Raw genomic sequence first — 12127 nt, 5'->3', positions numbered from 1 at the left:
TGCGAGAAATAAGATTATATAATCATTGTCCACCCATCGTCCCTTCAAATTTGTTAATTGGATTATAGCATATTATATATTTAATTGTCTCAGAGTATGAAAAGATAACGTAGTTTGTAAGTTATCCGAAAATATGAATTTTCAATTTTATTTTGAAGTATGTATTTAAATTCGTGATTTTTAATAAAAATTCCTGTAGAATAATTACATATTTGAGGAGGTAGGAAAAATGAAACATCTAGATGCACATGAAATTATTTCATATATTCAACACGCAAAGAAATCAACACAAGTGAAAGTATACATAAAAGGAAATGAGATAGATCAGATTTCCTTCGGGGAAAATACAAAGGTGTTTGGTGAAGGAAATTCCCTAGTATTATTTGGAGAATGGTCTGAAATTGAAACCGTTATAAATGAAAATAAAAATCAAATTGAAGATATTGTAGTAGAAAATGAAAGTCGTAACTCTGCTATTCCACTTTTAGATTTGAAGGGAATAAATGCTCGAATTGAGCCGGGCGCAGTTATTCGAGATCAGGTTAGTATTGGAGATAATAGCGTTATTATGATGGGCGCACTTATTAATATTGGTGCAGTAATCGGAGAAGGAACGATGATCGATATGGGTGCTGTTCTTGGTGGGCGTGCAACCGTAGGGAAAAACTGTCATATTGGCGCCGGTGCAGTGCTAGCGGGAGTAATCGAGCCACCTTCTGCAACTCCGGTTATTATTGAAGATGATGTATTAATTGGCGCAAATGTTGTAGTTTTAGAAGGGTGTAGAGTTGGTAAAGGTGCAGTTGTAGCAGCTGGTGCCATTGTTACTAAGGACATCCCGCCATATACAGTAGCTGTTGGAGCACCTGCTAAAGTGATTAAAGAAATTGATGATCAAACAAAATCGAAAACGGAAATTATGCAAGAATTGCGTCAGTTGTAAGTTGGTGGATGATGAAAACCTTACAAGATATTCGGAGAGATTTACATCGCATACCTGAATTAGGTTTTGAAGAAGTAAAAACACAAAGCTATTTACTGGAACAGATCCGTTCACTTCCACAGGATAGACTGTCCATTACTATTTGGAAAACAGGTATCGTTGTGAAAATAGAGGGCACTAAACCTTCACAAACGATTGGTTGGAGAACGGACATTGACGGACTTCCGATAATAGAGGTGACTGGACTGCCATTCGAATCCAGTCATCCTGGGAAAATGCACGCCTGTGGTCATGATGTGCATATGACTGTGGCATTAGGTTTACTAAGAAAATTAGTAGAAACCCCTATAAAAGATCATGTAGTTATTCTATTTCAACCAGCAGAGGAAAGTCCGGGTGGCGCACTACCTATGCGAGAATGGTTGAAAAAAGAGCAACCGGCATTAATGCCTGATAAAATATTTGCTTTCCATATAGCACCAGAATACTCTGTTGGAACTGTGGCTACTCGTCCAGGTTTACTATTTGCCAATACTTCTGAATTGTTCATTGACGTAGTTGGCAGGGAAGGGCATGCGGCATTTCCTCATCAAGCTCGAGATATGTCTGTCGCAGCAGCTACTCTATTATTACAACTACAGACAATCGTAAGTCGTTCTGTTAATCCGATGAATCCTGCAGTTCTTACGATAGGAAAGTTCACCTCAGGAACTGTGCAAAATATCATTTCTGGTCATGCTCGGTTAGAGGGCACTATTCGTACAATGGATGCAGAAACGATGACGATTATTAAAGAAAAAATTCAGTCGTTCTGTCGAGCAGCAGAAGTTGCTTTTGAATGTGCCATTCATATAGACTACGGTTCATCCTATTATCAGGTGAAAAATGATGCTTTGCTTGCGGATGAATTTTTAGCATTTGCAGAACGAGACCCAGCTACTAACGCGATTTTATGTGATGCAGCCATGACTGGCGAAGATTTTGGTTATTTTCTACAAGAAATACCAGGTATGTTGTTTTGGGCTGGTGTTAACTCACCTTATGGGTTGCATCATCCAAAGCTAAGTCCTGATGAAGCGGTCATAGACTATCTCGTGCCGTTTATAGATGCTTATTTTCGTGAGATTTCAAGCTAATACAAAAGGATTTACTCTGTTTGGAGCAGAGTAAATCCTTTTTTTATTGTTTACTTTCTCTGGCGTTTCAATTACTCGGGATCAACCAGCATTTACTCGCTCTCGCCGATTGATTACTCACTCTCGGTAGTGATTTACTCTTATCCATTTTCTGTTTGATGAATACTTTCAATCCACCAGTTGTACATCATAATCCTTAAACCAAATATGCATCTGCACTAAATAGGCAAGAAGCTGTGGACCAGACATTAACTGACCAAACCATGGTACTTTAAATGCTTCTCCATTTGATTCGACTAAATCTTTCAACCGTTGCTTTTGAAAGAGTTCATGAAGAATGGAGTTTTTATCCTCCAATTGCTCTTTTAACATAGTACTCACAATACCGGTATAAACAGGATTATGTGTTTTTGGATAGGGACTTTTTTTGCGATAAAGTACATCAAATGGCAGACTGCCTTCAAATGCCTTTCTCAGAATTCCTTTTTCCTGATTGCCAACCATTTTGTATTCCCAAGGAATATTCCATGCATATTCAACTAGCCGATGATCGGCAAATGGGACGCGTACCTCTAGACTAGCCCCCATACTCATCCGATCTTTTCTAACTAAAAGAGTTGTCATAAACCACGTCATGTTCATATAAAATAGCTCACGTCTTTTTGCTTCTATTGTTGTTTCTCCTTCTAAGAGCGGAGTTTCAGATAAAGTTGTTTTATATGCATTTTGAACGTATTCTTCTATTTGTAATTTACCTTGCCAACTATCGTTCAATAATTGTACACGTTCCGTGCTAGATCGTATCCAAGGAAATCCTTTTTCCGAATTTCCTACCTGGTGGAACCAAGGATAGCCACCGAATATTTCGTCTGCACATTCTCCAGATAGGCCCACAGTAAAGTCGTGCTTTATTTCTCTGCAAAACCATAGTAAAGAAGAATCGATATCTGCCATTCCGGGAAGGTCTCTCACGTGAACAGCTTCTCTTAAATGTTCTGCCAGTTTTTGCTGACTAATAATGGAGAAATGATGTTTCGTATCGAGATGGTTTGTTACCTTTTGGATCCAAGGGAGGTCGTTTGAAGGTTGAAAGGTGTTGCCTTGGAAATGCTTGTCATTGTCTTGATAGTCAATGGAGTAAGTGTGCAGTGGGGATATAGAATCCTCTGAATAGGATTTGGCAGCAATGGACGTAATAATACTAGAATCCAAACCACCAGAAAGGAAAGTGCAAAGAGGTACGTCTGATACAAGCTGCCTTTCTACAGCATCGGTTACTAGGAAGCGAACTTTTTCGATTGTTTCATCTAAAGAATCTGTATGTTCTTTGCTTTCTACATTCCAGTAACGCCAAGTCCGGAGCCCGTTCCGAGTTAAGCTTAATGCATGGGCTGGGCGCAATTCTTTTATGTCCTTGTACACACCCGAACCAGGGGTATACGATGGACCTAATCCAATAATCTCAGCAAGACCATCTCTATTAAGAATTGGAGAAATAGCAGGGTGTGCAAAAAGCGATTTTTGCTCAGAACCAAAAAGGAATCCTCCATTTTTCTCGGTATAAAAAAGTGGTTTAACTCCTAGACGATCTCGTGCAATAAACACTTTTTGTTCCAACTGATCCCAAATAGCAAATGCAAATATACCGTTTAAATAGTTAAGACATTTTTCCTTCCATTCGATATAAGAGGTCAATAAAACCTCGGTATCTGAATGACCAGAGAAAGTATGCCCACGTTTCAATAATTCTTTTCGGAGATCCTCCGTATTATATAATTCTCCATTATACGTTAGTGTATATTCATTTGATTGATAATTTTTGGTCATTGGTTGCTTTCCACCAACAGGATCTACTACTGTGAGTCGACGATGTCCAAACGCGGCGTGCGGAGAACTCCATATATTATCGTCATCTGGACCCCGTTTCTTTAAGGTTCCTGTCATTTTTACAACTGCTGACAATTCGTTTCTCAAATCCCTTTGAAAATGAATCCAACCAGTAATTCCACACATACATGCATCCCTTCTTTCATCCATTATTTTATGCAAGTGATCAAGAATTGTATAAAAAAACAATCGCAAAGATACATTCGCGATTGTTTTAATGAAATGAAGTTTTGTTAAGTCGTAACCTTTAGCACGGTTTTGATTTTTTGGATTATTCCTCCGCTACTATAAGTTAATACACTTCGTTTATAGAAGGATAAGCTTACTAAGAACAGAAGAATTACAGTGCCGATTAATATAGACATGGAAAGAATTGGTTCGAATGAAGAAATATCCGTTGCCCCAATCCGAAGTGGCATGACCATACCAGATGTGAAAGGGATGTAAGAGAATACTTTAATGAGCATCGTGTCGGGGCTTGCCATCCCAGATATTAGGACATAGAATCCGATAACTCCAACCATCATCGCAGGCATCATAGCCTGACTCGATTCCTCCACCTTAGAGACTAAAGAACCTAATAATGCACCTAGAATTAAATATAAAATAATTGTTATCAATAAAAACGCTACGGAGTATCCGATAAATGAGTAGGATAATTCGTTGACCAGTTCTTGCACAACCTCCCATTTCGAGCCTCCGTCAATCAGTGCAAATAACAAACCTTGAACGACTAATAATGTTGCAATTTGGGTTAATGCTAAAAGAAATGTCCCAGTTAATTTTGCCATAAAGTGTGTAGATGGTTTTACGCTCGCAAGTAAAACTTCTAAAACACGAGAACCTTTTTCAGAAGCAACATCCGTTGTAATCATCGATAAAAATGTCATAACAAATGAATAAATTAAAAATCCTACTAAAAAAGAAGCTCCTATTCCCGCAGCCTTCTCATCCTCACTTTTACCTGAGGTAGATTCATCAAGGCTTTTCATCGTGATGTTAGTTTCGGATTGAAGGATTTTGTTAGCTTGCTCCGCAGTTAAATTCAGCTGCTGCACTTCATAAATTTTCCCTGCGTATTGTAAAGTAGCAGAAAGGCTTTGCTGATCATTAAACGTCAGTGGTTCGAAGGTGGCGATTTCTGCTGTAAGTGAATTATCTTGATCCTCCACGAAAATTACAGCCGCAAAGTCCCCGTCTATTACTTGTTCTTCTACCTTTTCTACTTCGTCTGTAGGGAAGGTAAATTGGATATCACTAGTCGATTCAAACAAAGCTTCGATTTCTACATCTGTCTCGTTGATTAAAGCAATTTTTAGAGCATCTTCCTGGAAAAACGCTTCTTTAATATCGGACCAAAACATAACACCACTAATGACAGCAACATATAATACGATAGAAAATATAAATGATTTCGCTTTAACTTTTTGAACATAAAGCTGCTTCACTAATAACCAAAACTTAGACATGCGTAGCACCTACCTTATCCTTGAAAATTTCATCTAATGATAAATAATCCAAACTAAATTTCTCTATATACTTTCCACTAGATACATAGTCAAAGATTGATTGTGCATACGATTCATCCTCAAGTGTTAATGTATAATGGTCTCTACCAACTTGAATATCCCTTACGCCGTGTAATCCAGCTAAAACCTCTTTAGGTACATCTGTACGAATAGCCAGTTTTGTTTTTCCGTATTGTTTCTTTAAATCAAGTAACCTACCTGAAAACAGAGATACTCCACGCTTTAAAAGGCATAAATGGTCACAAAGCTCTTCCACATTATCCATCTGATGACTAGAAAACAATATGGTAGTTCCTTTATGCTTCAAGTCGAGAATAGCTTGTTTTAGCAAATCCATATTAACAGGATCCAATCCGCTAAATGGCTCGTCTAATATAAGGAACTCTGGCTCATGTATAAAGCTTGCGATTAATTGAACCTTTTGTTGGTTTCCTTTGGATAAGGTCTCTGCTTTTGCTTTTCGTTTATCTTCTAATTCAAAACGATTAATCCAATAATCTACCTCTTTCTTTAAGTCTTTTCTATGCTTACCCCTAAGCTCTCCAAAGAAGTATAATTGGTCCTCTACTGTCATGGCAGGGAAGATGCCGCGCTCTTCAGGTAAATAACCTAGAATATCCCGATTAATCGAATTTATAGGCTGCCCATTCCATGTAATACTTCCTTCTGTTGTTTCCTGTAAGTCTAAAATCATACGGAATGTCGTTGTTTTACCAGCACCATTCTGACCGATTAATCCAAAAATTTCTCCTTTTTCAATTGTAAAGGACAAACCGTTAACAGCGACAAAGTCTTGATATCTCTTAGTTACTTGATTAATTGATAATGTCATATTCAAACTCCTAACTATTTTTCTCTTTTCATCTTATACGAATCAATAGTAAGAATGTTTCATTTAAATTGTAACGTTTTTGTAAATGAGACCGTCAAATGGAAAGAGAAACAAAAAAAGGAGTGGTTTGATGAAGAAAATTTGTGGAGTTATCGTACTGATATTAACGTTAGGGCTTATATGGAGCCAAGGAGTGTATGCACAAAGTGGGGATGCAAAAGTAGAAGCAACTAATTTTGTAAAAGCATCTGGAGTTATTACAAGTGTAGAAACTAAAGAGGATACTGTCACATTGACGGTAGAAACAATTAGCAATGAGCCGCAGATAACTTTTTTTAACGTAACGGACGAATCGCTTGTATTCAATAGTGGATCCACGAAAAAGATTGAGAAATCAGCATTCCAAAAAGGACAGCAAATAGATGCTTACTATGACAAAGATAAACCGATGATTATGATATATCCAGCGCAAATATCTCCAGAATTAGTGATTGTACATGATGAAAAAACATTCGGTTCCGTTAAAGTAGGGAAATTCGATGAAGAACTACGTAGTTTAGATAATGAATTGAATTTGAAAGTGGATAATAAAACTATCCTGGAAAATACTGCAGGAGAAAAGTTAGAACTTCCAGATTTAAGTGGTAAGGAACTTATTGTATTCTATACGATGGCTACAAAAAGCATTCCAGCCCAAGCAATTCCAACGAAGGTTGTCGCTTTAAACTATATTTCACCCGAACTGAAACAAATTATTATTAATGATTATTTTATACAAGATGGGATAAAAATGATTCCTCTTCGTAAAGTAGCTGAACATCTAGGGTATGAAGTGAAAAGTTATTCTACCTCTACACAAAAAAAAGTAACCCTTACAAAAGGGAACAGTTCTATCCAAATAATTCGTGATATGAAAGTCTACAGCTACAATAAAAGTTTGCAATTATTTTTAGCACAACCAGTGTTAAAAGATAAGAAAACATATGTATCTGATGAAATCCTAGATATATTAAAATAAGCAAAAGCATAAACCCATCCTTTTATGAATGAAGAAGGATGGGTTATTTTTAGATTGAGAGTAAGGTTAGTTTTGCGTTATTAGTAAAGCAATCTCCATAAATAAAAGGTTGCATATGCTTCCCAACCTTTCCAGTTCTGAGCTAGCAGCATGATTTCGCTTTTAGTAGGCTTGGTTTGGGAACCATTTGCCTGTTTAATAGCATTATGTAGTCCCACATCATCAATTGGAAAAGCGGAAGTAAATCTTAAACAACGCATTAATACGTAATTAGCGGTCCACGGGCCAATCCCACGGATTTGAGTAAGAATCTTTTCTGCTTTTTTTACATCATTTGTTTCAAGGAGCATTTGCTTTGTAAGGACACCGTTATGGATTAAGTTTGCCACTTCTATTAAATACTCACACTTTTTTACGGTCATCTTTAACCCACTTAAATCCTGTACGGTCAGGTTCGCAATAGCATCGGGTGTTGGAAATAACCAATAGTCGTGGCCTTCAAAACGAACAGTGCGACCGAAAGTTTCAACTAAACGGCGCTTTAATGTATAAGCATATGTTAGATTGATCTGCTGACCGAGTATCCCCCATGCCATTGCTTCGAACAAATCAGGAATGCCCATAATGCGTAATCCTTCAAATTTTTTTATCGCGTGTGACAATATAGGATCACCGGAAGCTAATTGATAAAATTCCCGCAAATCGACATTTAGATCAAACCACTCAATTATATAGGCTACGAGCTCTTCGCGACTGCTTTTATTTTCTGGACGTGTATGATTTAAAAATTCAATTGTTAGTATTTGATCTTCGCACTCGCTGATCTCTATTAATGGAGTGCAGGTTTCTAGTGATACTGCTTTTCGGATTTTGTTGTCCTGAATAAGAAACAAGCATTCGTTGGTTGATCTGGAGAGATAATGAAGATTCTTAGAAAAGCTAAATCCAGACGGGGTATGCAATAGTATTTTGTCCTCTATTTCTTCCCAATACAAATTTATTACACCTCATTAATTTTGCAATTAGAGTATTTACAAGTTGGAGGAGGGTACCAGATAGTCTAACGACGTCCGACCAACATCCCAAAAATCACTTGGCAATAATAGAGCAACAAGTGTGTCTAAAAAAGCCCTTCGAAAACGATAGAAATAGGTTAGACCTTGAAGGATTAGTCATTTTTCGACCTGTTTTTTATTTTGTATGTAGTAATTCTAAAATATGTTTAAGGTCATTTGCTGGAATTTGACCAGGAGCAGAGGCCTCTACACCAGCACCGAATGTTGCGGAAGAGCCGAAAACCTCTCCAGCTAATCGACTGATTGCTCCAGTAGAAGCCATAGACATGGTGATCATCGGACGGTCTGCATATAATGACTGCATTGTGTAAGTTGCATCTAGCAGTGTCAGAACATCTGCTGGATTGTTTGGCATTACGGCAATTTTAGTTATCTGTGCATCTAACTCCTGCATTCTTTTAAGTCTCCACATGATTTCTTCCTTGGCTGGAGTCTTTACGAAGTCATGATTAGACATAATGATAGTAACATTTTCTTCTTTTGCAGCTTCCATAATTTCTGTCACTTTAGGCGAGAATAACTCTACATCTAGCAAATCTATTTCTTTCGTTTTCATCATTTCTATTAGAAGTGTCTCGTAGTACGAGTCTTCTATGGCTTTGTTCCCACCTTCACGATGTGTTCTAAAAGTGAACAGAAGTGGGATAGGATATAGTTCTTCTCGAATGACAGCAAGTGTTTGTTTTACTTTAGCTATATCTTCAATATCCTCAAGTAAATCTGCTCTCCATTCAACTATATCCAAATTTATTTGTTTAATTGTTTTTATTTCCAAAAGGAGCTCATCTAGAGTTCTTCCCATTAGTGGAACAATGACTTTTGGTGCACCTTTTCCTATGTGAATATCTCTAATCGAAACAACTTTCATAAAAGTATCCCCTCCGGCAGTGTTTTAGGTTATATTAACATACAAAGAGAAATGGAGGTCATTTATATGAATTTTCAGCATTATGAAAAAGTAGACAAATTTGCAAGTAGAGTTACACCTTTTTTGGAGAAAAACCAAGATAAATTCAGCTTATTTCTAGGTGTTCTAGAAAGTATAAAAGCCGGGGTATACGATAATCCGTACATGGCTACTATTGAAGAAAATGGTCAAATATTAGCAATTTTTCAAATGACACCTCCACATCCTTTAAATATTATTTTTGTTGATGAAAATCAAATCTCTACTTCCACTAACATATGTATAAACGAATTAATCACTCATGCTGTACCAGTAGAATCAATAATCAGTGTGAAGGAGTGGGCTGTTCTATTTGCTAACAAGTGGCAAGAAAAAACAGGGGGAAGCTACTCTTTATTGATGGATCAAGGGCTTTATCGACTAGACCAGGTAGAGGAAACACTAGAAATGAGTTCAGGCATGTGGCGTTATGCAACGGAAAATGATGCACTGCTTATAGAGAAATGGTACGCACAATTTGAGCAGGATGCTGGCTTATCCTCATCAGCTCCAGTAGAAATAAAAAAACGTGTGAAATCTATGTTAGAGCGACAGGAAGTCTTCCTCTGGGAAGACCATGGAGAAGTTGTTTCCATGATGAAAAAGGCAAGGCCAACTGCAAATGGAATTACAGTTTCTCTTGTTTTTACTCCCCCCGAAAAACGAAGAAAAGGGTATGGTCGAACTATGGTTGCTGCAGTAAGTAAAGAGTTACTGAAGGAATTTGAGTTTTGTGTGTTATATACAGATATGCTCAATCCAACATCCAATAAAATCTATCAGGAAATAGGCTATAAGAAGCTTGTAGATTCAGTTCATTTAAAATTAGAAGCAATATAAATAGTGTCCTTTCCCTGTTAGAGTAGTAGACTAAGTATAAGACTTTAACATGGAAGGGGATTTTACATTGGACAAGCAAGCTGGGATTGATATAGGTGGCATTCATTTTAATTGGGATTTAGAAAAAGGAGAATTTCTCTTTGAACAGCAGGATGCTGTTCTTTTTTGGGTTACCTCTGCGATGAAGTCCTTCTTTGATACTATAGAAGAGATTTCGGGAGATGAAGCATCTGCTTTAGTTTTTGAGGCTACCGGATTTCGTCAAGGCATATTAGTCGGAGAGTATTTTCAGGATATGAAAAATGTTAGTGTTCAAGAAGCTGTTGATCTAATAACAAATACATATGCATCCGCTGGCTGGGGATTAGCAAAAGTAGAAAACCTGAATATCGAAGAAAAGACTTTCACGGCTAAATTTAAAAATAGCTGGGAATATAAAATAAATATAGCGCAGGAAAAATCAGAGGGAGGAAAGTATATGCCAGCGCACTATGCCGGTATATTCTCCGGACTTCTGAATGAAAAGATTTGGTACGAGGTAGTAAAAGATCAATTGCAGGGTGAGGAATTTACTGAAGTAAAATACTTCCCATCTACAATTACAGTAAATAGTAATATTCGTCAGCTTGCTCGAAAAACAGAAATGAATGAAATTCTTCATCTAGAAGCAGTAGTGGAAGATAAAGTAAGAGACTTAACTGAATTAGTGGAAGAACTGTCCTCACCAATTATCCCAGTTTTGGATGGGATAGTCGTAGTACCGTTGATAGGTAAGTATGACGAAGATCGTTCAGAGGCATTATTAGAGAAAACATTAACTAATTTACCTTCATACAGAGCGAATTATCTAGTACTTGATTTAACAGGACTTAATGAAGATATTAGTCTGCATACAGCGAGCTTTATCGAAAGAATTGGCTCAGCCTCTTCCTTAATAGGGGTTAAGACTGTACTTGTAGGAATTTCAGCACAGCTAGGTATTATTATTGCTCAGTCAAACGTTTCGTTATCCCAATTTGACTGCTTTCAGACATTGCAACATGGTATTCACTATGCATTAGGGCAAATGGGCAGAAAAATAATTTAATTTAAGATTCAATACTTAAGAGGCTAGGAGAAGGACAGGGAAAAGTCGTCCTCTCCAACTCATTTTAGCGTTTCTCTATTATCTTTCTTCTTTTTTCTTATCCTCTATTTCTTCCATAGTTTCTTGGTATTCCTCTTCAATATCGGTTGTTTTGTATATAAAAGGTTCGTGGTTGTAATCGGTCCGTTTTCCGTATCGAAGCATTTCATAAATAATCATGCCGTTATTTGGCATGCCATTTACTGTTCTCATCGGAATAATATCAAACAAAACATAATAAAATCCATAAAATATGAAACGATTCCAAAACGTTTTATGTTCTTCTAACAGACCGTTTGCTAATAGTGCATTTAAAAGAAGAGCAACCGAAAGATTCATGAGTATAGGACCTGCGTAAATACATACATAGGCTAGCTTACTTTCCCTTCTTAAAGCATCATAGGAAAACCAACTAAATAAATGGTAATATTTTCTGATATCAATTATCCAAAACTTGAAAACACGAGGGCCAGAGCCAATAGTCAGCCTTGGGTTCTTTACACCGAAAATCTCACTAACTATCAAGTAACCTGCTTCTCGCAGGAATACAACAACGGGTAAGATGATAAAAGCTGAAATTACTAAAGACAGTAAATCTGAAAATCCAAACATTTTATCGCAACTCTCTATTAAAAGTGATGTAGTGTATAAGTACCCGAATAGAGCAAGACCGAACCTTGAAATAATCTCCAGCTAGCAATTACTGTTTAAAGGTTAATTTAAATATTGCAGGCCTCGAAAGTTCACGCTTCTTCATAAACATATAAAGCCCCTGTAAAAGTTACACGAAGGAT

General features: G+C 37.1%; 11 protein-coding genes. 5 read left to right on the top strand and 6 right to left on the bottom strand.

What is annotated here, in order from left to right; all coding sequences use genetic code 11:
* Nucleotides 1–229: 229 nt before the first annotated feature.
* Both dapD and BLR36_RS10495 read left to right on the top strand, forming a co-directional pair.
* Nucleotides 230–943, top strand: a complete 714-nt coding sequence (dapD, locus tag BLR36_RS10500; protein ID WP_093061699.1) for a 2,3,4,5-tetrahydropyridine-2,6-dicarboxylate N-acetyltransferase — start codon at nt 230–232, stop codon at nt 941–943.
* Between the two features lie 11 nt (nt 944–954).
* On the top strand, nt 955–2079 hold the full coding sequence (locus BLR36_RS10495; RefSeq protein ID WP_093061698.1) for an N-acetyldiaminopimelate deacetylase: 1125 nt from the start codon (nt 955–957) through the stop codon (nt 2077–2079).
* Between the two features lie 168 nt (nt 2080–2247).
* On the opposite strand, the gene asnB is transcribed toward BLR36_RS10495, so the two are convergent.
* The 3 genes from asnB to BLR36_RS10480 all read right to left on the bottom strand — a co-directional run bounded on the left by asnB (nt 2248) and on the right by BLR36_RS10480 (nt 6327).
* On the bottom strand, nt 2248–4092 hold the full coding sequence (gene asnB, locus BLR36_RS10490; RefSeq protein ID WP_093061697.1) for an asparagine synthase (glutamine-hydrolyzing): 1845 nt from the start codon (nt 4090–4092) through the stop codon (nt 2248–2250).
* A 107-nt stretch (nt 4093–4199) separates the two neighbouring features.
* Entirely contained in the window at nt 4200–5435 is a 1236-nt protein-coding gene (locus BLR36_RS10485) for an ABC transporter permease (protein WP_093061696.1), read from the bottom strand.
* Nucleotides 5428–6327, bottom strand: a complete 900-nt coding sequence (locus tag BLR36_RS10480; RefSeq protein ID WP_093061695.1) for an ABC transporter ATP-binding protein — start codon at nt 6325–6327, stop codon at nt 5428–5430. Before BLR36_RS10480 ends, BLR36_RS10485 begins: the two co-directional genes overlap by 8 nt.
* A gap of 130 nt (nt 6328–6457) precedes the next feature.
* Here BLR36_RS10480 and BLR36_RS10475 point away from each other — a divergent pair, with 130 nt between their 5' ends.
* Nucleotides 6458–7345, top strand: a complete 888-nt coding sequence (locus tag BLR36_RS10475; protein ID WP_175454039.1) for a stalk domain-containing protein — start codon at nt 6458–6460, stop codon at nt 7343–7345.
* 80 nt (nt 7346–7425) lie between these two features.
* Here the strand turns inward: BLR36_RS10475 and BLR36_RS10470 are convergent, their stop codons facing one another.
* Nucleotides 7426–8340 (bottom strand): DNA-3-methyladenine glycosylase family protein, encoded by a 915-nt coding sequence (locus tag BLR36_RS10470; RefSeq protein ID WP_139185086.1) that lies wholly within the window; start codon nt 8338–8340, stop codon nt 7426–7428.
* A gap of 196 nt (nt 8341–8536) precedes the next feature.
* Nucleotides 8537–9289 carry a type I 3-dehydroquinate dehydratase gene (aroD, locus tag BLR36_RS10465; protein ID WP_093061693.1) on the bottom strand — a complete coding sequence of 251 codons (753 nt, stop codon included), beginning with the start codon at nt 9287–9289 and terminating at the stop codon, nt 8537–8539.
* A 66-nt stretch (nt 9290–9355) separates the two neighbouring features.
* Between aroD and BLR36_RS10460 the strand changes: the two genes are divergently transcribed.
* On the top strand, nt 9356–10207 hold the full coding sequence (locus BLR36_RS10460; RefSeq protein WP_093061692.1) for a GNAT family N-acetyltransferase: 852 nt from the start codon (nt 9356–9358) through the stop codon (nt 10205–10207).
* 67 nt (nt 10208–10274) lie between these two features.
* Nucleotides 10275–11294: an STAS domain-containing protein gene (locus BLR36_RS10455; RefSeq protein ID WP_093061691.1), complete on the top strand. Its 1020-nt coding sequence runs from the start codon at nt 10275–10277 to the stop codon at nt 11292–11294.
* 78 nt (nt 11295–11372) lie between these two features.
* On the opposite strand, the gene BLR36_RS10450 is transcribed toward BLR36_RS10455, so the two are convergent.
* Nucleotides 11373–11945, bottom strand: a complete 573-nt coding sequence (locus BLR36_RS10450) for a hypothetical protein (protein ID WP_093061690.1) — start codon at nt 11943–11945, stop codon at nt 11373–11375.
* Nucleotides 11946–12127 lie beyond the last annotated feature (182 nt).

The organism is Psychrobacillus sp. OK028 (assembly GCF_900103605.1).
GTDB lineage: Bacteria > Bacillota > Bacilli > Bacillales_A > Planococcaceae > Psychrobacillus.
Note: the sequence above shows the minus strand (reverse complement) of the source record. Positions and strands in the feature narration are given on the sequence as shown.

Excerpts from the sequence above, each read along its gene's own strand:
- dapD (WP_093061699.1), top strand. The coding sequence starts at position 230 with ATGAAACATCTAGATGCACATGAAATTATTTCATATATTCAACACGCA.
- BLR36_RS10495 (WP_093061698.1), top strand. The coding sequence starts at position 955 with ATGAAAACCTTACAAGATATTCGGAGAGATTTACATCGCATACCTGAA.
- asnB (WP_093061697.1), bottom strand. The coding sequence starts at position 4,092 with ATGTGTGGAATTACTGGTTGGATTCATTTTCAAAGGGATTTGAGAAAC.
- BLR36_RS10485 (WP_093061696.1), bottom strand. The coding sequence starts at position 5,435 with ATGTCTAAGTTTTGGTTATTAGTGAAGCAGCTTTATGTTCAAAAAGTT.
- BLR36_RS10480 (WP_093061695.1), bottom strand. The coding sequence starts at position 6,327 with ATGACATTATCAATTAATCAAGTAACTAAGAGATATCAAGACTTTGTC.
- BLR36_RS10475 (WP_175454039.1), top strand. The coding sequence starts at position 6,458 with ATGAAGAAAATTTGTGGAGTTATCGTACTGATATTAACGTTAGGGCTT.
- aroD (WP_093061693.1), bottom strand. The coding sequence starts at position 9,289 with ATGAAAGTTGTTTCGATTAGAGATATTCACATAGGAAAAGGTGCACCA.
- BLR36_RS10460 (WP_093061692.1), top strand. The coding sequence starts at position 9,356 with ATGAATTTTCAGCATTATGAAAAAGTAGACAAATTTGCAAGTAGAGTT.
- BLR36_RS10450 (WP_093061690.1), bottom strand. The coding sequence starts at position 11,945 with ATGTTTGGATTTTCAGATTTACTGTCTTTAGTAATTTCAGCTTTTATC.